The following is an 18,556-nucleotide window of genomic DNA, read 5'->3' as shown; positions in this document are numbered from 1 at the left end:
CCAACCAGTCGAGGGTGTTCGACCTATTTACCCCGGCAGGGCGTTCCATTGGGCCAGGGTGGAGGCGAGCAGCGTCGATGTGGGGAGGTTCTCGAACTCCTCGCGGTTCACGAAGCGGGCGTCCAGCGCGTCGTCGCCGGCCGTCAGCGTGCCACCGACCGACTCCGCCTGGTAGTCGCGGATCACGTACAGCTTGCCGTTCGGGGCGTCCCGCTCGACCTCGCCGACGAACTCACCGACCTCGACCGTCAGCCCGGTCTCCTCGGCGACCTCCCGGGCCACCGCGGTCGGATCGTCCTCACCCGGCTCGACCCGCCCACCCGGCAACGACCACAGTCCGCGACCAGGCTCGTTGGCGCGCTGAATGACGAGCAACCGGTGCTGTTCGTCATACACAAGAGCCCCGACACACTCGACCCGTTCGCCATCCGGCGGCAGTTCCATGTGGAAAACGATAGAGCGGAGGGCAAGCACCGATAGCATCACTGCTGACAGTTGTCCAGAGAAGGGATCCCGATCACTCGTGCGCATCGACCTGCACACCCATTCGAACCGCTCGGACGGCACCGACCCGGTCGACGTCCTGATCGCACACGCGAAGCGGGACGGCCTGGACGTGATCGCGCTGACCGATCACGACACGGCCGACGGCTGGGGCGAGGGCCGCCGTGCCGCCGAGGATCTCGGGATCGGTTTCGTACCGGGCATCGAGATCTCCTGCAAGCTGGACGGCATCAGCGTGCACCTGCTCGGGTACCTGCCCGATCCGTCGTACGTACCGCTGGCCCGCGAGCTGGCCACGGTCCGCGAGGGGCGTACCGACCGGCTGCCGTCGATCGTGGCCCGGCTCAACGGTCTGGGCGTCGCACTGACCGTCGACGAGGTGCTCGCCCAGGCGACCGGGACGCCGTCCGTCGGCCGCCCGCATGTCGCCGACGCGCTGGTCGCCAACGGTACGGTCGCCAACCGGAGTGAGGCGTTCGACCGGTTCCTGGCCGACGGGCGTCCGGGCCACGTCTCGCACTACGCGATCGAGCCCGGCCACGCGATCGACCTGGTCCGCGGCGCCGGCGGCGTACCGGTGATCGCCCATCCGTGGGGCCGCTCCAGCTACAAGGTGATGGACGCGGAGCGGATCGCCCAGCTCGTCGCGGAGCACGGCCTGGCCGGCATCGAGGTGGACCACCAGGACCACTCGCCGGAGTCCCGTACTGCGTTACGCGCGATCGCCAACGACCTCGGCATCATCTACACCGGCTCGAGCGACCACCACGGCGTCGGCAAGATCGACCACGACCTAGGTGTGAACACGACCGAACCGGAGCAGTTCCAGCGGCTGCTCGACGTCGCCAAGTCGAACGCGGCCGCCGCCCCCGACGCGACGGTGCCCGAGGCCTACCTGCCGTGAACAGCATCATCAACCTCTCGCTGCTCAGCTCGGTCTTCGTCACGCTGTTCGTGATCATGGACCCGCCGGGCACCGTGCCGGTGTTCATCTCGCTGACGGCGGGCCAGTCACGCGCGGTACGGAAGAAGGCCGCCTGGCAGGCGGTACTTGTCGCATTCGGCGTGATCGTCGCGTTCGCGGCCTTCGGGCAACAGATCCTGACTCGTCTCCACATCACGCTGCCGGCGCTGCAATGCGCGGGCGGGCTGCTGCTCCTGCTGATCGCGTTGCAGTTGCTGACCGACACCGCCGAGGACCCGGTCCAGACGAAGAACGTGAACATCGCCTTCGTCCCGCTCGGCACACCGCTCCTGGCCGGGCCGGGCGCGATCGTCGCGACCATGGTGTTCGTCCAGCGGGCCGACGGTTCGCTGCCGGATGTGGTCGCGATCTCGGTCGGGATCATCCTGATCCACCTGGTGATGTGGCTGACGCTACGGTTCTCCGGGCTGATCATGCGGGTGCTGGGGGAGAACGGGGTTCTGCTCGTCACCCGGATCGCGGGGCTGCTGCTGAGCGCGATCGCCGTGCAACTGGTGGCAGATGCGGTGACGGACTTCATCAAGGCGAGCTGACGGTCTGGTGAACGACACGCTGCCCGGGATGCCGGCGAAGCTGTTCGTCGCGACCCCGACGAAGCTGCTCAACTTCGCCGACTGCAAGCGGAAGTACCGGTACACCTACCTCGAGACGCCGCGCCCGCCGAAGGGTCCGCCGTGGGCGCACAACACGGTCGGCGGGATCGTGCATGAGGTGCTCGCCGAGTTCTTCGGACGGTGGCCGGCGTCCCGGCGTACGCCGGATGAAGTCGTCGCCAAGATCCGCTCGAGCTGGCGGCAGGAGGGATTCCGCGACGAGCAGCAGGCGCTCACCTGGCGCGAACGCGCGACCGAGATGGTCCTCGGCTACCTCACCGACAGCGACCCGTACTACGAACCGCTCGGGGTCGAGCGCACCGTCGGCTTCACCACGGAGCGCGCCAGCCTGCGCGGACGCGTCGACCGCATCGACGAGCGCCCGGCCCGCGACGGCAGCGGCGGGACCGAGCTGGTCATCGTCGACTACAAGACCGGCCGCCATCCGCTGACCAGCACGGATGCGCGATCGTCTCTCGCCATGGCGCTCTATGTCCTGGGCGCCCGGCGTGTGCTGCGTCGGCCGTCGACGCGGGTCGAGCTGCATCACCTGCCGACCAATACCGTCGCCGCGGCCGACCATGACGATGCCTCGCTGGCCCGGCACCAGCGTCGCGCCGAGTCGATCGCGGACGACGCTGCGGCCGCGGAGGGGCGTTGGCATTCCGGGCTCACGCCTGCCGAGGCGGACGAGTACTTCCCACCGGAGCCTTCCGCGTTGTGCGGCTGGTGCGACTTCGCCCGGATCTGCCCTCAGGGTCGCCGGGTCGCGCCGCCGCGGGACCCGTGGGCCGCGCTCGAGGACACCGACTCCGAAGTACCGGTCGCCGAGGTCGGCTGACCCCGCTGTCACGGCTGGTGTGGTCATGCCAGCCGGATGTGCGCGGCGTACCAGCGCTCTTCAGCAGTCTGTAGTCACCACCTTTTCGAAGTGAGGGTGGCTGGAGCTGAGGGGTGACTGGATGACTGTGAAGACCGTTGGCCGGGTGGCAGTGCCCGGTGCTGCGCTGTACTACGAAATGACCGGCAGTGGGCCGGTCCTGTTGCTGATCGCCGGGGGCGGTACCGATACGGCGGTGTTCGACGGCATCGTGCCGCAGCTCGCCGCGCAGTACACGGTCGTCGCCTACGACCCGCGCGGCAACTCACGCAGCCCGTACGACGGTGAGCCGGCCGACGAGCGTGTCGATGTGGCCGCCGAGGATGCGCTGGCCGTGCTCGACGCGGTCGCCGGTGGCGAGTCGGCGTACGTGTTCGGAAGCTCGTCCGGAGCGATCACTGCGATGGAGTTGCTGATCCGCCACCCGGACCGGATCCGCTTGTTGATCGCCCACGAGCCGCCCGCCGTCGAACTGTTGCCAGATGCAACTGAGGCGCGCGCGTTCTTCCGGTCGGTCTACGACACGTACCGGCGGGACGGGCGAGTGGCCGCGGACAAGTTGTTCCTCGGCGGGATCGGGATGGACGGGGACGACCAGCCGCCGCCGGCCGAGGAGCTGCCGCCGGAGTTCCGCGAGGTGGTCGAGCGGATGGATGCCAACGGCGAGATCTTCTATGCGCACAAGCTGTTGCCGTTCACGAGCTATGTGCCGGACGTCGCCGCGCTGGTCGAGCTGGAGGACAAGTTCGTACCGGCCGTCGGCAGCGAGTCGTCGAAGGTACTGCCTGCCGAACCGATCCTTGCGCTGGCCGAACGCGTCGGCTGGGATGTCATCGCATTCCCTGGTGGGCATGGCGGTTATACGAGCGACCCGTTCGAGTTCGCCACGCTGCTGCAGCGCGTACTGACAGGAGCCCTGCGATGACCGCCCGCACCCTGAACCTGCTCCCCGTCCCCGGCGCGACCCTCCACTACGAGGTCACCGGCACAGGCCCGATGCTCCTCCTGATCGCCGACGGCGACAGCGACGCAGGCGCCTTCGACAGCATGATCGACCTGCTGGCGACCAATTACACAGTCGTCGCCTACGACCCCCGAGGCAACTCCCGCAGCCAGTACGCCGGTAAGCCGACAGGTGACGTAGTAGCCGCAGGAACAGCAGACGCCCTAGCCCTAATCAACCTGCTGTCTCCAAATGCCCCCGCCTTCGTCTTCGGTACGGGCACCGGCGCGATCACCGGCCTCGACCTGATCACCCACCACCCAAACCGCGTCCGCATGCTCGTAGCCCACGAACCCCCGTGCGTAGAACTGTTGCCAGACGCAACCGACGCCCGAGCCTTCTTCGAAGACGTCCACGAAACGTACCTCCGAGAAGGCGCCCCCATGGCCCAACTCCTGTACGCCGGGGGCACCGGCCTGGACGAGGACGACCTCCCCGCCCCCGAAGACCTACGCCCCGAATACCGCGACCTCCTGGACCGCACCCAAACAAACACCGAGACCTTCTTCGCCCACAACCTCCTCCCCTTCACCACCTACCGCCCCAACCTCCCAGCCCTCCTCCCGCACACCAACAAAATCGTCCCCGCCGCCGGCCGCCAAGCCGCCGCCCACCTCCCCGCCCGCCCCATAGCCACCCTCTCCACCCACCTAGGCTGGCCAGTAGTAACTTTCCCCGGCCCCCACACCGGCTACGCCAGCCACCCCACCCCCTTCGCCACCCTCCTAACCCAAGTCCTAGAAGCCGAACTCACGTAGAGCAAAGAGCAAGGAACAAAGAGCAAGGAACAAGGAACAAGGAACAAAGAACAAAGAACAAAGAACAAAGAACAAAGAACAAAGAACAGTGCGCTCCTTCGGCCTGTGGTTGACGAGGTGCCGCGCGCTCGGGCCGCGGTGTGGAATCCGGCACGAGTTATCCACAGATCCGAAAACACACCCCACAGCTCCCTCCCCTCTGACTACGGTCGAACCATCGACCGAATCAGGGGGACCGCATGCCACCCGAACCACGCGACCTACTGCGCGCCTTCGCGAGGCACGGACCAGTCGATTGGGGTACTGATCTGCCGACCACTGCTGAGATCGCAGCTCGGTACGGCGCCGCCGCCACGGAGCGGAGCCTGCGATTGCTGGAGCACGCCGTTGCCACCGAGCCACTGGTAACGGCTGAGTTCTGCGCCGCCATCGGTCCTGACGGCGCTGCGTACCAACTCCAGTCCAGGATCAAGTCACCACAATCGCTGGCTCGAAAGCTCCGGGACGCCCAGCGGTCCGGCCGGGAGCTGCCACCTGATGACCTTCTCCGCTACACCGTGCTCACCGAACACCCCGATCCGCTGGTCACGACGACTCGGCAGACCACCGACGAGCTGGACAGAGCCGGGTGGCGGATGACCTATGCGATGCATTCGTACACCGAAGGCTCACGGTACAAAGGAATCCACACCTACTTCGTGGCTCGGTCGAGAGACCTGGTCGAGGTGCAGTTCCATTCGCTCGCGTCGGCGAAGATCAAGGAAGCGACCACCCCGTACTACGAGATCGAGCGCAGCGCCGACGCAACCCTCGGGCAGCGGGCCGTGGCGCGCCAGGAGTGCGTCCGGCTGTCGGCGACCCTTGTGGCTCCGCGCGGCATCGACAACCTCCAGGCGCTGGGCGGGCAGCCTGTCGAGGTGAACAACTACAGTGACTCCCGGCAACAGACGAAGTCGAACTCGTCGGGGAAGGCTGTGGACGCCGGTCATCCGGACGCAAGCCAGAGGCCGACAGCGACCAGAAGCGACGGGATCCAGCGATGAAGCTCTACCTGGTGAAGGAACGCGATCGGATGGTCTGGGTGGCTGCCCTGGCCAACGAAGTCATGTACAGCTACGTCGCCAACACCGGCAAGTTCCACGACAACAATGCCCTACGCAACGACTTCTACATGGAACGCCACTTCAGCTACACCGAGATCGGAACGGCCCAGGCCCAACGTCTGATCAACGATGACCTCGGCCGCCTCGACGAATCCACCTACGCCGAAGCCCTGACCGAATGGCGCGCCGACCCGAAGCCCCTTGACCCCACCGAAGTCCTCTCCATGGCCGCCGGCTTCAACCCCTGAGCGGGTTGTCGCGATGACAATGACGACACGAGATGGGTTTGGCCGATGAAGCTCTATCTGGTCACGGGCGATGACGGGCCCGTCTGGGTGGCGGCCTTGGCCCACGAGATCATGTACGGGTATGTCCCGAACACCGGGAAGTTCCACAACAACAACGCCTTGCGCAATGACTTCTACATGGAGCGGTACTTCAGCTACGAGCCGATCGGCAGCGCCGAGGCGCGGCGCCTGATCGACAACGAGATCACCCCGATGGATGAGGACGACTACGCCGACGCACTGGCCAGATGGCGCGCCGACCCGAAGCCCCTTGATCCCGTCGAAGTCCTCTCCATGGCTGCTGGGTTCAATCCCTGACGGGTTATCCACAGATCCAAATCTCCACCCCCACGGCTGTCTCCGCGCTGACTACGGTCGAAGTGTCGATCTAGTCAGGGGGAAGAGATGCCGCCCACTCCACCCAGTCTGGAAGGGCTTCCGGAGCCTTGGGAGTTGCATGCTAGGTACTCGGCGGAGTATCCGTTGGATTGGGGGGAGAGGCTTCCTACGGCGGAGCAGATTGCTCGGGAGTTCGGGGTGGTGGCGACTCGGGCGGCGTTGAGGCAGCTGGATGAACTTGGGCGGAGTGTGGATCTGGCCACGGGGGATCTGGTGGCGGCGGCGCCGAAAGGAGGTTCGATGTATCAGTTGGAGCATCGACTCAAGTCGCCGCAATCCCTTGCCAGGAAGCTGGCTGGACGGGTGGACAAGGAGGGGCAAGCGCCGGAGGTGGAGGACTTGCTGAGGTACACGTACCTGACCGAAGCCGCGCGATTCGTCGAACTGGCCGAGAGCGTGACGCAGGAGTTGCAAGCCAAAGGTTGGCAGCTGACGAGAGTCCGGAACTCCTACGTCGAACGCAGCCGGTACAAAGGGCTGCATCTCGATTGGCGCACCCCGGGTGGGCAGCGCGTCGAGGTTCAGGTCCATACCCCTCGGTCCGTGGCGGTCAAGGAGTCGACCACGAAGCTGTACGAGACCGAGCGTGATCGAAGGCGTTCTCCTCAGGAGCGTGACATCGCCAGGGCCGAGTGCGTCCGACTGTCGGCGAGCCTTGCGCCACCTGACGGACTGGCCGACCTGAACACGCTGGGAGAGTGCAAGGTGGAGGTACGCGGGTACGGCCTCGGTCGCGTGGCCACACCGATCGCCGATGCCGGACCCCAGGACGGTCGGGTGACACGCCCCGAACGTCAACAGAACCTCAGGAAGGACACGATGGAACGATGAGTCTCTATATCGTCCGGGATGGTGAGCGGTTCGTGTGGGTCGCGGCTTTGCTTGCCGAGGACATCTATAGCTATGTGCCGAACACCGGCAAGTTCCACCTGAACGACGGTCTGCGCGACGACTTCTTCATGGCGCAGGATCTTCAGTACGAGCAGATCACTGTCGCCAAGGCCAAGGCGATGATCGACGCCGGACTTGACCCCGTTGACGAAGAGTTGATGGCGGACTCCCTGGCTCGGTGGCGATCCGACCCTGAGCAATTCGACCCCGAGCAGGTTTTTGCGAGTGTGGTGGCGGATTTGCGGTAGTCAGGTGGGCAGGTGGTTAGGGGGTGGTGGCGTAGAGGCGGGCGATGATGGATTCGATGGTGGGGTCGGAGATGGAGAGGTCTACCAGGGGGTAGGTGGCGGCGATCTGGGCTACCAGGGGAGCGGCGCTGGTGGTGGGGGGAAAGGTTAGGTGTTGGCGGGGGCCTTCGGTTTTGGTGACTGTGGTGCCTGGGATGTTGATGGGCGGCAGGGAGGTGGCCAGGTCGACGATCAGGGTGCGGGGGGCGGATTGGCTGGAGCGGAGGACGTCTAGGGTGCCGTCGAACACTTGATGGCCGTGGTCTATGACCATGACTCGGGAGCAGAGGGCTTCGATGTCGTCCAGGTCGTGGGTGGTGAGGATGATGGTGGTGCCGCGTTCTTTGTTGACCTGGGCCAGGAATTCCCGGAGGCGGGACTTGCTGATGATGTCCAGGCCGATGGTCGGCTCGTCCAGGTAGACGATCTCGGGGTCGTGTAGGAGGGCGGCGGCTATGTCGCCTCGCATGCGTTGGCCTAGGGAGAGTTGGCGGACGGGGACGTCCAGTAGGTCGCCTAGGTCCAGGAGCTCTACGAAGGTGGCCAGGTTCTCGCGGTGTCGGTCGCGGGGGACACCGTACATCTTCTGGAGTACGGCGAAGGAGTCCTTCAGAGGTAGGTCCCACCACAGGGTGGTGCGTTGGCCGAAGACGACGCCGATGCGCTTGGCCAGGCGCAGGCGGTTGCGTGACGGGTCGACACCGGCCACCCGGATCGAGCCGCCGGTTGGGACCAGGATGCCGGTGAGCATCTTGATCGTGGTGGACTTGCCGGCGCCGTTCGGACCGATGTAGCCCATCACCTCGCCCGGTTCGACGGTGAAGCTCAGCCCGTCGACCGCGCGCACCTCCCGCTTGGTACGCCGAAGCCCCACCCGGCTCGACACGGTAAAAGCCCTGGACACATTGGAGAGTTCGATCACTGACACGATTAGCTCCCTGTACTGCGGTAGCGACGGAGCCCGCCTCGCCAGGCCAGCGACGCGACCGTGATCATCACGGCGGCGACCAGCGGCGCGAGCAGGCCGATCCAGGACGGCAGCCCCAGCGGGGCGGGTTTGCCCAGCACGTAGAGCACCGGGTAGTAGTTCACGAAGGCCAGCGGGACGACGAAGGTGACGGCCCGGACGATGTTCTTGCCGAAGATCGACAGCGGGTACTGCGTGAGCTGCTGCCCGCCGTAGGTGAACGAGTTGGCCAGCTCGGCCGAGTCGATCGAGATGAACTGGAACGCCGCGCCGAGCACGAAGATGGTGGCGAAGATGATCGTCCCGGTCAGTATCGACACCACCAAAACGATGCCCTTGGCAACGGTCCAGTCGAGCGACAAGTGGCCGATGGCAAGCACCAAAATGATGAGGGCCTGCAAGGGACGACCGAGCCGCCGCAGCGCGAAGTTGTCGGCGATCGCCTGGATGAAGGCCGGCGCCGGCCGGACCAGCCAGACGTCCAGCTCGCCGGTGCGGATCCGCTGCCCGATTCGCTCGATCGACCCGGTGAGTAGATCGGCCAGCCCGAGGGCAGCGGACGTCGTACCGTAGAGCAGCGCCATCTCGGCCAGGCTGAAGCCGCCGAAGGACTCGATGTGGCTGAACATCAGCAGTACCGCGCCGAAATCGCCCGCGGTGATCAGCGCCGTGCTGGCCAGGTTCAACAGGAACGACATCGGATAGACCATCGAGGATCTGATCCACATCGTCACCAGCATCCAGTACTGGCCCGGGGCCCTACGCAACGACCCGAGCAACGACCTGAGCAACGACTCATCCACCGGCGATCACCACCTTCCGCGTCGCGAACGAAGTAGCTACCCATCCAGCCATCCCCAGCAAGACGATCCACAGCAACTGGAATCCCAACGCAGAAAGCAATCCACCCGGATTCCGCCCGAGCCAGACATCGATCGGCACCTGCAGCGTCGCGGCCCAAGGAGTCGCCCGAGCAACCGAGCCGATCCACCCCGGAAACACCACCAGCGGCAGAGTCGCCCCCGAGAAGAACAGCGACAGCACCAGCGCCGCCGCCTCCGCACCCCGCGAGTCAGTAATCCAGAACCCAGACAGCGCAACCAGGTACCTGACCCCAAAACTCACCAGCACCGCAAACACCAGCGACACAGCAACCGCCAGCCACTGCACCACCGAAGTCGGCCAGCTCAGATCGAACACCAGAGCCCCCACCAGCAGCGGCAGCCCGCCCCGCGCGATCAGCTGGAACGCAGCCCGTCCCGCGTCGACCGACATCCACCAGATCATCAGCCGCGTCGGCCGGTACAGATCGACCGCGATCTCACCCGAGCGGACCCGCTCGCCGAGCTCGATCGTGGTGGTCGCGCCGAAGATGCCGACCGGCAGCAGCAGCCCCTGCTGGAGCCAGACGAAGGTGAGCGCGTCGGCCGTGTCGTACCCGCCCAGGCCGGGGCGCGTGTGCCACAGCGTCAGATAGACGCCGCAGAAGATGAAGCCGAACACCGTATTGGTGAAGGCGCCGGACAAGGTGGCGATCCGGTACGTCGAGAACCGGCGGAACGACCGCACTGCGATCGCCCAGTAAACGCCCACGAAACCTCCTTCGAAAAACAAGTCGCAGCGATGTCCGAAGAAGGCCCAGTGGCACGCAGAACCGCCCCCGATCCGGAAAGGGTGGGGGGTCGGACACCACTGTGCAGGCACGCCGAAGCGCACCGATTGTCAAGGCAAGGAATCGGACGGTACGCCGATCCGCGCGGTACGGTCAACTCAATTGAGCCACGGCTGTGACGAAGCAAGGCCATGACTTGGCAAGGCCGCTCTCGTTGACCTTGCCGGAGGGCCCCAACCCAACCGGACGGCTGTTCCCGGGGTAGACAAGGTATGCCGACGATGACGAACGAGCCGGTACCGGCGCAGGCCCCGCCCGCGGACGGGGCCGGGTTCGTCGAGTGGGTGCGGCCGCACCTGCCCGCGATGGCCAGGCTGGCCGCGCGGCTCGCGGTCGGCGCCGACCGCGACGACATCGTCCAGGAGGCCCTCACCCGGGCATGGATCAAACGCGACCAGTACGACGGTACGCGCGGCACCGCCTCGTCCTGGCTGCTCGCGATCACCGCGGACCAGGCTCGCAAGGCACTCCGCCGGGTGCGCCCGGTCGCGGAGCTGGTGGAGCACGACGAGGCCGTGGCCCGGCCGGATGTCGAGGGGCGGGTCGATGTCGGCCAGGCGCTCGGCACCTTGTCCGCCCGGCAGCGGCTGGCGGTGGACTGCTTCTACTTCGCCGACCTGTCGATCGCTGACACCGCAGCGGTGATGGATTGCTCCGAAGGCACCGTCAAATCAACTCTTTCCGATGCGCGGGCCCGCCTGCGCTCACTGCTGGAGGTCAGCGAATGAACCCGACCGACAAGGTCGACGACCTGCTGGCGGAGGCCGGCGCCCAGTGGCGCGCGAGTCAGCCGTCCGCCCCCGAACCGGACCTCGACCGGATCATGAGCACCAAGCCCAAGCGCCGCTGGCTGGTACCGACCCTGGCCGCGGCCAGCGTCGCCGCGATCGCCACCGCCGCCCTGACCATCCTTCCGGACCACAACGAGCCGACCGTCGCCCCACCTGCGAGCCAAGCGACGCCACAGATTGCCCAGGGCACCGCCGCGACAGGCAAGCCGACCGCCGACGACCTGCTGGTGCGCAACGGCGACAAAGTCGAGGTCAACGGTCAGATCGTGATCGCGCCCGGCAAGGACGCGATGTACTGCCAGGTCATGGCGACGACCCTGCCCGTCATCGCCCCGGGCGCCGAGCGAGCGCCGAGCTGCGACGAGGACGGGGTCAGGCTGATCGGGTTCGACGCGGCCCGGCTGACCGGCGCGAAGATCATCAAGGGGGTCAGTGTCGGTGACGCGCACGTAGTCGGGGTCTGGAAGGACAGGACGATCACGGTCGAGGAACAGACGGCGTACCGGACGCCGCCGGCGTCGAACCTCGACGCGATCGCTTGCCCGGCACCGGCCGGCGGGTGGCAGTCGAAGCCGAGCAACTTCTCGGCCAAGGCGGTGCAGGACTTCCTCGACGCCAAGCAGAACGTGATCTCCGGGACCCGGCTCAAGTACCCCGAGGGGCGGAGCCGGAAGGCGCCGGTGGTGTTCGCGATCGGCGTCGCGCACGGTGACCTCGACGCCTTCCGGAAGACGTTCGAGACGATCTACCGGGGCAATCTCTGTATCTACCGGGGCAAGGTCAGCCTGACCGACAACTACCGGATCACCGATTCCGTCAACAACCTGCTGGCCGGCCGGGACGATCTCGGCATCACCGCCGGCGGCGGACAGGGGCCGGACGACGGCACGGTGCCGATGACCCTGCTGGTGCTCGACGAGAAGGCGAGAGACGCCTTCGCCCCACTCGGCTTGGCCAACTTCGAGTTCACCGTCGACGTCCGCCCGGTCCGCTGAAAATCTCTCCGGGGAGCGTTTGCCAGTAGCAACGACTGAGAGCAACGACTGAGAGTGACAACCCCGATGACCTCACGGCTGGGTTATCTTTTCAGCGGGTTGAGACAGCCCTGGCGCCCAGACCATCGCCAGGCCTGTTGCACCAGGCCGGCGATCTGAGGACGCGCCGGGCAGCAGCTCCCATTCTGCCCGGCGCGTCGTTAAAAAATCCCCTCAGTGCTTGTGGAAGAAGTCCACCAGTAACCGGGCCGTCGCCGCAGGCTGATCGATCGCGGGGGAGTGACCGGCGTCCGGCACGACCTGAGCCCGTACTCCGAGCCGCTTCGCCATCTCGTCCTGCACCGCCAGCGGCCAGCCGTCATCCGTCTCGCCGTACACAACCTGGGTGCGAACGCCCGCCTTGGCCAGCTTCTCGGTCCGATCGTCGGAGTCCATCAGCCGCCGGGTGACCGCCGCCAGCCCCACCGGGGAGTTGCCGATGAACCGCTTGCGCAGGAAAGCGGCGACATCCTCGGCAGGCTGTACGAAGCGGGGTTCCTTGACGTCGTGCTCGAGCTTGAGGTCGTACACCTGCTCGATCGGCAGGCTGTCCAGCCCGAACGCGAGCATCTGCAGACCCTTCAGCTTCGCCTCGTCGCTGAAGGCGCCCGGCCCGGAGCACAGCAGCGTGATCGTCGAGAAAACGCTCGGATCGGTCAGTACCGCCTCGCGCGCGACCAGCCCGCCGAACGAGTGCCCCACCAACTGGCTGTAGCCACCCAGCGCCTTGCTCATCGCCACCACATCGGCCCCGAACTCAGCCAGCGTGTACGCCGACGGGTCGTCCGGGCCCGGCGTTTCGTACTGCCCGCGCTGGTCCACGGCCACCGTCCGCCACCCGTACCGGGCCAAGTGGTGCACCAGCGGCGTGAAGTCCTCTTTGCTCCCGGTCCAGCCGGGAACGAGCAAGACCGTCCCCAGCGGGATGCCGACATCCGGCTGGGCCTGGAGCGTCGCGAACGAGCCGCGATCGGTCTCCAGAGTCGCGGGGTGAACCCCGTCGGGCAGTGTCATCGTCCGTGGCGTACTCACGGCACCACGGTATCCGGTCGGCCGGATCACCCTGAGACCTCAACAATGATTGAAGTTCTGGCTCGCCCCGGAGAGCCGGGCGTTCCGCAGTGCGGCACAATGGCCGGGTGCCTCGCACGATTGCGGTAGCCAACCAGAAGGGCGGCGTGGCCAAGACGACCACGGTTGCCTCGCTCGGCGCTGCCCTGGCCGAGCTCGGCCAGCGGGTCCTGCTGGTCGATCTGGACCCCCAAGCCTGCTTGACGTTCTCGGTCGGGCTCGACCCCGAGGACCTCGACAAGTCCATCCATCACGTCCTGCTCGGCGGGGTGAAGGCGCGGGACGTGATCGTGCCGTCCGACGAAGGCCCCGACTTGTTGCCCGCGACGATCGAGCTGGCCGCGGCCGAGCTGAGTCTGGCGGCCGAGAGCAATCCACAGCACTTGGTCCGTACTGCGCTGCGCCCGGTCGAAGCGGCGTACGACTGGATCCTGATCGACTGTCCGCCGACCCTCGGGCTGCTGACGGTCAACGGGTTGTCCGCGGCAACCGACGTGCTGATCCCGCTGCAATGCGAGACGCTCGCGCATCGCGGGGTCGGCCAACTGCTGGACACGGTCCACGATGTCCAGCGGCTGACCAATCCAGGTCTCGAAGTACTGGGTGTCCTGCCGACCCTGTACGACGGCCGCACCACCCATGCCCGGGCCGTCCTGGACACGATCGCCGAAACCTATGCGCTGACCGTCCTGACTCCGCCCATCCCGAAGTCGATCCGCTTCGCCGAGGCCCCCGCGATCGGCCAGACGATCCTCACCACCGCCCCCCGCTCGGCAGGCGCAAAGGCCTACCGAGCCGTGGCGAGCGCCCTGCTCTAAGCGGCGAAGCGGCAAACCGGCTAAGGGGTGTCCGGGTGTTTCGGTAGCGGCGGACCGCCGGCCGGGGTACCAGCGGTGGCGATGGCCGGTACCGGCGTACGGCGGAAGCGGCCGCGGAATCGCCAGATCGGGTAGCCGATCAAGGCCAGGGCGATCAGGAACGGGAGCAGCGCGCCGACCGCCGTCGCCAGCGCGGAGAAGGTCGCCGTGAACGCGTTCCAGCCGCCGCGCAGGCCGGACAGGAAGCCGTGGGACTCTGCCTTGGCCGGCTCGGGCGCTTTGCCCTTCTCCGCCAGAGTCAGGTTGAGAGTCGCGAGCTCGGTCTGCAACGAGAGGTTCTTCTGCTTGGCGAGCAGCGCCTCGAGATCGGCCTCGCGGCGGGTCAGTTCGCTCTCGACGGAGACGATCTCGCCGATTGTGGTCGCCTTGGTGAGCAGTGCGCGCATCCGGTCGAGGCTCGCGCGCTGGGATGAGATCCGGCTGTCGACGTCGACCACCTGCTCGGTCACATCGCTGGATTCCTGATGGATCGCGGTCCGCTTGCCCAGGTCAGAGAGGCGGTCGATCGCGGTCTCGTACGACCCCGTCGGCACCTTCACGACGAGGTTCGACTGGGTGATCCGGCCGTCCTCGTTGCTGGTGGAGTCCTCGGAGGCGACCTGGCCGCGCAGGCTGGCGATGATGCCGATCGCCTTCTGGCGCTGGCCGTTCACATCGGCATCGGTCTCGATGGTGAGCGCGCCGGTCTTGATGATCGCCCGGGTGACGCTCGGCTGGGCCGCGCCGCTGCCCGGAGCCGCCGGAGCCGCCTTGCCGCCGGCATCGGGCTTGGCCGGGACCTTGGAGTCGCTGGCGCCGTCGGCCTGTTGCGGGGCCGCTGCCCCCGAACTGCTGCTCGACTCGTCGTTGCCGCTCGCCCCGCACCCGGACAACAGCACGGCCGCGGTCAGGATCACTCCTGCGACCGCGGCCGACGTACGCGTCCTCGTCATCGCCACACCCTTCCCTCCACGATGGTTACCGTCGTGGAAGGGACGGGAGCGAAATGCCGGGCGTTGCGCTCCGGCGGTCACCGTTCAGGAACGAGAAGGTGACGCGCCGGTCACAACCTACTCAGGTGCGGTGAAGGTCGGCACGACCACACCGGCCGCGCTCTTCTTCACCGCGGCCTTCTTCACCGCAGCTTTCTTCACGGTCTTCTTGGCCGTCGACTTCTTCGGCGCGGCCTCGTCTTCGGCCACCGCCTTCTTGACCGCGGTCTTCTTGGCGGCAGCCTTCTTCGCCGCAGCCTTCTTGACCGGCTTCTCAGCCTGTACTTCGCCCGCCGGCTCAGCAGCTTGCTCAGCAACCGGCTCTGCAACCTTCTTGGCAGTCCGCTTCCGAGCCGCCTTCTTCACCGGCGCCTCGTCAACAGGTGCCGCAGCAGGTGCCTCAACCACGGGCTGCGCGGCAGGTGCCTCGACCACAGCCTGGGTCTCGCTCGACTCGGCCGACCGCTCGGTCGCACGCCGACGGCTCCGCGTCCGCTTGGCCGGAGCCTCAGCAACCTCAGCCGGAGCCTCAGCCGCTGCCTCGACCGGCGCGGACTCAGCCACAACCGGCGCCTCAGCCGTCACGGTCTCAGCCTCGGCCCCACGACGACGCCGGGTCCGCGACCGCGGCTTACGCTCGACCGCCGAACCCTCGGCAGCCTCGGTCGACGACTCGACAGTCGGCGGCACCACGGTCTTGGCGGTGACGTCGGCGTCGGTCTTGCGCTCGGCCGGCTTCTGCTCGGTCGACTCGCCACCCTCGAGAGGCTGACCCGCACGCAGGCGGCGACGGTTCCGGTTCGGCCGCTTGCGGGCCGGACGGTCCGATCCACCGTGCGCGGCAGCTCCGTCGCCCGCCGGCTTGGAGTCGCCGTCGTGGCTGCGGACCCGGTTCCGGTCCTGCTCACCGCGTCGCCCGGACGGCTTGTCGCCGCGCGCCGGACGGTCGGTGCGCTCCTGCCGCTCGACGGCTTCGCGCGGCGGCTTGATCCGCCCCTTCGCCTCGGTCGGGATGCCGAGGTCGTGGTACAGCTCGGGCGACGTCGAGTAGATCTCCTGCGGCTCGTCGTACGGCAGGTCGAGCGCCTTGTTGATCGTCTTCCAGCGGACCAGGTCCGGCCAGTCGACGAAGGTGACCGCGATGCCGCTCGCACCGGCGCGGCCGGTCCGGCCGATCCGGTGGATGTAGGCCTTCTCGTCCTCGGGGCAGGTGTTGTTGATGACGTGCGTGACGCCCTCGACATCGATACCCCGGGCCGCGACGTCGGTACAGATCAGCACGTCGATCTTGTCGCCGCGGAAGCGGGTCAGCGCCCGCTCGCGGGCCTGCTGGTTCAGGTCACCGTGGATCGCGGCGGCCCGGAAGCCCCGGTCGATCAGGTCGTCGGTGAGCCGGGACGCCTCGCGCTTGGTCCGGCAGAAGATCATCACCCGGCCGCGGTCCTCGGCCTGCAGGATCCGGGCGACCACCTCGGGCTTGTCCAGATCGTGCGCCCGGTAGACGAACTGCGCCGTCGTCGGGACCATCTGGGTGTCCTCGTGCGACTCGGCCCGGATGTTCAGCGGGTGCCGCATGTGGGTGCGCGCCAGGCCGATCACGGCCGACGGCATCGTTGCCGAGAACAACATGGTCTGCCGCAGCTCGGGGGTCTTGCGCAGGATCCGCTCGACATCGGGCAGGAAGCCGAGGTCCAGCATCTCGTCGGCCTCGTCCAGGACGAGCACCTTGATGTGGCTCAGGTCGAGCACGCCGCGGTTGGCGAGGTCGAGCAGCCGGCCCGGCGTACCGACGACGACGTCGACGCCCGCCTTCAGCTGGTCGAGCTGCGGGTCGTAGGCGACACCGCCGTAGATGGTCAGGATGCGGACCGAACGGACGGTCGACGCGGTCACCAGGTCTTTGGCCACCTGGATGGTCAGCTCACGGGTCGGGGTGACCACCAGAGCCTGGGGCTTGCCGGGCGCGGCCAGCTCCTCGTAGTCGGCTTCGCCGGGGGAGATGGTGCGCTGCAGCAGCGGGATACCGAACCCGAGGGTCTTACCGGTACCGGTACGAGCCTGGCCGATCAGGTCGGTGCCCATCAGGGCGACCGGAAGCGTCATCTCCTGGATCGGGAAAGGCTCTTTGATGTTGACGCGGTCGAGCGCGTCGCAGATCTCGGGCAGGACGCCGAGCTCTCGGAAGGTGGTCAGGCTGATCGCCTCTCACATGCTTGTACGGACAGTTGCATCAGTGGCCGGGTGGGCGTGGAATGCCCTACTTTTCACGGCGCGGGACACTGTGCAAGCGGCTCGCACCAGCTGCCCATCTGGGCGCGTCACCGGCGAAACACGGTCCAGTGTAGCCGGAATACCCGCCACGGCCGCTTCGCCGCTTTTCCGCCGCCGCGAGCCCGGGCCCGATAGTGTGCGCAGCATGACCGAGATGACGGCCTTCGATGATCCCGCCTACCGGGCCGCGGCGGTGGATCTGCTGGGAGTTCTGGCGTACGGCGAACTGACCGCGTTCGAGCGGATCGCCGAGGATGCCAAGCTCGCCCCGACCCTGGACGACAAAGCCCAGCTGGCCCAGCTGGCGACCACCGAGTTCGGCCACTTCGTCCAGTTGCGGGACCGGCTCGTCACCCTCGGGGTGGACCCGATGGACGCGATGCAGCCGTTCGTGACGCCGTTGGACGCCTTCCACGACCACACCGCGCCGTCGGACTGGCTCGAGGGGCTGGTCAAGGCGTACGTCGGCGACGGACTCGCGAACGACTTCTATCGTGAGGTCGCGGCGTACGTCGATGCCGAGACGCGGGCGCTGGTGCTGGAGGTCTTCGCCGACTCCGGCCAGGCCGAGTTCGTCGTGGACCGGGTCCGGGCCGCGATCGAGGAGGACCCGAAGCTGGGTGGCCGGCTCGCTCTGTGGGGACGCCGCCTGGTGGGCGAGGCGCTCAGCCAGGCCCAGCGGATCGCAGCCGACCGTGACCCGCTCGCCGCCCTGCTGGCCGGCAGCGTCGATCGCCCCGGCCTCGACCTGGCCGCGATCGGCCGGATGTTCACCCGCCTGACCGAAGCCCACACCGCTCGGATGACGGCCCTGGGCCTGCAAGCCTGAAAACCCCTGAAACGCAGAGCGGCCGCCTGCCCCTGATCGGGGTGGCGGCCGCTGTGACGATCCTGCTCAGACTCTGGCTTTACCGCTGTTCCGCGACGAGATGATCGCGACGACGACCGCGGCACAGATGATCTGGATCAGGTACTGGATCCAGTCCGGTCCGCTGGTGTCCTTCACGCCAAGCGCGTAGGCGATCACACCGCCGATGAAGGCGCCGATCCCGCCGCCGAGAATGGTCCAGCCAAGGCTGATGTTCTGCTTGCCCGGAAGTACGAGTCGCGCGAGCGGCCCGAAGATGATTCCGGCGATGAGGCTCACGATGATCATCCAGACCCAGAAACCCACGATTCCTCCTTGAGCGATGACTGACCTGCCGTCGACT

22 protein-coding genes are annotated in these 18,556 nt (G+C 67.1%); 14 read left to right on the top strand and 8 right to left on the bottom strand.

Annotated elements, in window-relative coordinates:
* Nucleotides 1-27: 27 nt before the first annotated feature.
* The gene (locus OHA70_RS01960) at nucleotides 28-444 is read right to left on the bottom strand and encodes an NUDIX hydrolase (protein ID WP_328327829.1); all 417 of its coding nucleotides are present in this window, start codon (nucleotides 442-444) and stop codon (nucleotides 28-30) included.
* Nucleotides 445-523: 79 nt separating this feature from the next.
* Here OHA70_RS01960 and OHA70_RS01955 point away from each other — a divergent pair, with 79 nt between their 5' ends.
* From OHA70_RS01955 to OHA70_RS01910, 10 genes are all read left to right on the top strand, one after another.
* Nucleotides 524-1,408 carry a PHP domain-containing protein gene (locus OHA70_RS01955; RefSeq protein ID WP_328327827.1) on the top strand — a complete coding sequence of 295 codons (885 nt, stop codon included), beginning with the start codon at nucleotides 524-526 and terminating at the stop codon, nucleotides 1,406-1,408.
* A complete protein-coding gene (locus OHA70_RS01950; RefSeq protein WP_328327825.1) occupies nucleotides 1,405-2,022 on the top strand; it encodes a MarC family protein in 618 nt (205 codons plus the stop codon). The genes OHA70_RS01955 and OHA70_RS01950 overlap by 4 nt, the downstream gene beginning before the upstream one ends.
* 7 nt (nucleotides 2,023-2,029) lie before the next feature.
* The gene (locus tag OHA70_RS01945; protein WP_328327823.1) at nucleotides 2,030-2,923 is read left to right on the top strand and encodes a RecB family exonuclease; all 894 of its coding nucleotides are present in this window, start codon (nucleotides 2,030-2,032) and stop codon (nucleotides 2,921-2,923) included.
* A 121-nt stretch (nucleotides 2,924-3,044) separates the two neighbouring features.
* Nucleotides 3,045-3,887 (top strand): alpha/beta fold hydrolase, encoded by an 843-nt coding sequence (locus tag OHA70_RS01940; protein WP_328327821.1) that lies wholly within the window; start codon nucleotides 3,045-3,047, stop codon nucleotides 3,885-3,887.
* Nucleotides 3,884-4,723: an alpha/beta hydrolase gene (locus tag OHA70_RS01935; protein ID WP_328327819.1), complete on the top strand. Its 840-nt coding sequence runs from the start codon at nucleotides 3,884-3,886 to the stop codon at nucleotides 4,721-4,723. The genes OHA70_RS01940 and OHA70_RS01935 overlap by 4 nt, the downstream gene beginning before the upstream one ends.
* Before the next feature lie 239 nt (nucleotides 4,724-4,962).
* On the top strand, nucleotides 4,963-5,766 hold the full coding sequence (locus OHA70_RS01930; RefSeq protein WP_328327817.1) for a hypothetical protein: 804 nt from the start codon (nucleotides 4,963-4,965) through the stop codon (nucleotides 5,764-5,766).
* Nucleotides 5,763-6,074, top strand: a complete 312-nt coding sequence (locus tag OHA70_RS01925) for a hypothetical protein (RefSeq protein ID WP_328327815.1) — start codon at nucleotides 5,763-5,765, stop codon at nucleotides 6,072-6,074. Before OHA70_RS01930 ends, OHA70_RS01925 begins: the two co-directional genes overlap by 4 nt.
* 45 nt (nucleotides 6,075-6,119) lie before the next feature.
* Complete coding sequence (locus tag OHA70_RS01920) at nucleotides 6,120-6,431, top strand: hypothetical protein (RefSeq protein WP_328327813.1); 312 nt, start codon at nucleotides 6,120-6,122, stop codon at nucleotides 6,429-6,431.
* A gap of 294 nt (nucleotides 6,432-6,725) precedes the next feature.
* Nucleotides 6,726-7,343 (top strand): hypothetical protein, encoded by a 618-nt coding sequence (locus OHA70_RS01915; RefSeq protein ID WP_328327811.1) that lies wholly within the window; start codon nucleotides 6,726-6,728, stop codon nucleotides 7,341-7,343.
* The gene (locus OHA70_RS01910) at nucleotides 7,340-7,651 is read left to right on the top strand and encodes a hypothetical protein (RefSeq protein WP_328327809.1); all 312 of its coding nucleotides are present in this window, start codon (nucleotides 7,340-7,342) and stop codon (nucleotides 7,649-7,651) included. Before OHA70_RS01915 ends, OHA70_RS01910 begins: the two co-directional genes overlap by 4 nt.
* Before the next feature lie 16 nt (nucleotides 7,652-7,667).
* Here OHA70_RS01910 and OHA70_RS01905 read toward each other — a convergent pair whose 3' ends face one another.
* From OHA70_RS01905 to OHA70_RS01895, 3 genes are read right to left on the bottom strand one after another with little or no spacing between them, the layout of a single operon-like run.
* Nucleotides 7,668-8,618 carry an ABC transporter ATP-binding protein gene (locus OHA70_RS01905; RefSeq protein ID WP_328327807.1) on the bottom strand — a complete coding sequence of 317 codons (951 nt, stop codon included), beginning with the start codon at nucleotides 8,616-8,618 and terminating at the stop codon, nucleotides 7,668-7,670.
* Nucleotides 8,619-8,620: 2 nt separating this feature from the next.
* Nucleotides 8,621-9,460: an ABC transporter permease gene (locus OHA70_RS01900; RefSeq protein ID WP_328327805.1), complete on the bottom strand. Its 840-nt coding sequence runs from the start codon at nucleotides 9,458-9,460 to the stop codon at nucleotides 8,621-8,623.
* Nucleotides 9,453-10,250, bottom strand: a complete 798-nt coding sequence (locus OHA70_RS01895) for an ABC transporter permease (RefSeq protein ID WP_328327803.1) — start codon at nucleotides 10,248-10,250, stop codon at nucleotides 9,453-9,455. The genes OHA70_RS01900 and OHA70_RS01895 overlap by 8 nt, the downstream gene beginning before the upstream one ends.
* A 300-nt stretch (nucleotides 10,251-10,550) precedes the next feature.
* On the opposite strand from OHA70_RS01895, the gene OHA70_RS01890 reads away from it, so the two are divergent.
* Both OHA70_RS01890 and OHA70_RS01885 read left to right on the top strand, forming a co-directional pair.
* Nucleotides 10,551-11,057, top strand: a complete 507-nt coding sequence (locus OHA70_RS01890; protein ID WP_328327801.1) for an RNA polymerase sigma factor — start codon at nucleotides 10,551-10,553, stop codon at nucleotides 11,055-11,057.
* Complete coding sequence (locus tag OHA70_RS01885) at nucleotides 11,054-12,115, top strand: hypothetical protein (protein WP_328327799.1); 1,062 nt, start codon at nucleotides 11,054-11,056, stop codon at nucleotides 12,113-12,115. Before OHA70_RS01890 ends, OHA70_RS01885 begins: the two co-directional genes overlap by 4 nt.
* Nucleotides 12,116-12,328: 213 nt before the next feature.
* Here the strand turns inward: OHA70_RS01885 and OHA70_RS01880 are convergent, their stop codons facing one another.
* Entirely contained in the window at nucleotides 12,329-13,186 is an 858-nt protein-coding gene (locus tag OHA70_RS01880) for an alpha/beta fold hydrolase (protein ID WP_328327797.1), read from the bottom strand.
* Between the two features lie 107 nt (nucleotides 13,187-13,293).
* Between OHA70_RS01880 and OHA70_RS01875 the strand changes: the two genes are divergently transcribed.
* Nucleotides 13,294-14,043 carry a ParA family protein gene (locus OHA70_RS01875; protein WP_328327795.1) on the top strand — a complete coding sequence of 250 codons (750 nt, stop codon included), beginning with the start codon at nucleotides 13,294-13,296 and terminating at the stop codon, nucleotides 14,041-14,043.
* Between the two features lie 20 nt (nucleotides 14,044-14,063).
* Here the strand turns inward: OHA70_RS01875 and OHA70_RS01870 are convergent, their stop codons facing one another.
* Both OHA70_RS01870 and OHA70_RS01865 read right to left on the bottom strand, forming a co-directional pair.
* On the bottom strand, nucleotides 14,064-15,035 hold the full coding sequence (locus OHA70_RS01870) for a DUF4349 domain-containing protein (protein WP_328327793.1): 972 nt from the start codon (nucleotides 15,033-15,035) through the stop codon (nucleotides 14,064-14,066).
* Between the two features lie 117 nt (nucleotides 15,036-15,152).
* Nucleotides 15,153-17,177: a DEAD/DEAH box helicase gene (locus OHA70_RS01865; protein WP_328327791.1), complete on the bottom strand. Its 2,025-nt coding sequence runs from the start codon at nucleotides 17,175-17,177 to the stop codon at nucleotides 15,153-15,155.
* A gap of 322 nt (nucleotides 17,178-17,499) precedes the next feature.
* Here OHA70_RS01865 and OHA70_RS01860 point away from each other — a divergent pair, with 322 nt between their 5' ends.
* Nucleotides 17,500-18,174 carry a ferritin-like fold-containing protein gene (locus OHA70_RS01860; RefSeq protein WP_328335020.1) on the top strand — a complete coding sequence of 225 codons (675 nt, stop codon included), beginning with the start codon at nucleotides 17,500-17,502 and terminating at the stop codon, nucleotides 18,172-18,174.
* A 66-nt stretch (nucleotides 18,175-18,240) separates the two neighbouring features.
* Here OHA70_RS01860 and OHA70_RS01855 read toward each other — a convergent pair whose 3' ends face one another.
* A complete protein-coding gene (locus tag OHA70_RS01855; protein WP_328327789.1) occupies nucleotides 18,241-18,519 on the bottom strand; it encodes a GlsB/YeaQ/YmgE family stress response membrane protein in 279 nt (92 codons plus the stop codon).
* Nucleotides 18,520-18,556 lie beyond the last annotated feature (37 nt).

Origin of the sequence: Kribbella sp. NBC_00382, assembly GCF_036067295.1 — a bacterium.
Classification (GTDB): domain Bacteria; phylum Actinomycetota; class Actinomycetes; order Propionibacteriales; family Kribbellaceae; genus Kribbella.
This window is presented reverse-complemented; position numbering and strand designations above follow the sequence as displayed.

Excerpts from the sequence above, each read along its gene's own strand:
- OHA70_RS01960 (WP_328327829.1), bottom strand. The coding sequence starts at position 444 with ATGGAACTGCCGCCGGATGGCGAACGGGTCGAGTGTGTCGGGGCTCTT.
- OHA70_RS01920 (WP_328327813.1), top strand. The coding sequence starts at position 6,120 with ATGAAGCTCTATCTGGTCACGGGCGATGACGGGCCCGTCTGGGTGGCG.
- OHA70_RS01890 (WP_328327801.1), top strand. The coding sequence starts at position 10,551 with ATGACGAACGAGCCGGTACCGGCGCAGGCCCCGCCCGCGGACGGGGCC.
- OHA70_RS01885 (WP_328327799.1), top strand. The coding sequence starts at position 11,054 with ATGAACCCGACCGACAAGGTCGACGACCTGCTGGCGGAGGCCGGCGCC.
- OHA70_RS01940 (WP_328327821.1), top strand. The coding sequence starts at position 3,045 with ATGACTGTGAAGACCGTTGGCCGGGTGGCAGTGCCCGGTGCTGCGCTG.
- OHA70_RS01870 (WP_328327793.1), bottom strand. The coding sequence starts at position 15,035 with ATGACGAGGACGCGTACGTCGGCCGCGGTCGCAGGAGTGATCCTGACC.
- OHA70_RS01865 (WP_328327791.1), bottom strand. The coding sequence starts at position 17,177 with ATGACGCTTCCGGTCGCCCTGATGGGCACCGACCTGATCGGCCAGGCT.
- OHA70_RS01930 (WP_328327817.1), top strand. The coding sequence starts at position 4,963 with ATGCCACCCGAACCACGCGACCTACTGCGCGCCTTCGCGAGGCACGGA.
- OHA70_RS01935 (WP_328327819.1), top strand. The coding sequence starts at position 3,884 with ATGACCGCCCGCACCCTGAACCTGCTCCCCGTCCCCGGCGCGACCCTC.
- OHA70_RS01925 (WP_328327815.1), top strand. The coding sequence starts at position 5,763 with ATGAAGCTCTACCTGGTGAAGGAACGCGATCGGATGGTCTGGGTGGCT.
- OHA70_RS01910 (WP_328327809.1), top strand. The coding sequence starts at position 7,340 with ATGAGTCTCTATATCGTCCGGGATGGTGAGCGGTTCGTGTGGGTCGCG.
- OHA70_RS01860 (WP_328335020.1), top strand. The coding sequence starts at position 17,500 with ATGACGGCCTTCGATGATCCCGCCTACCGGGCCGCGGCGGTGGATCTG.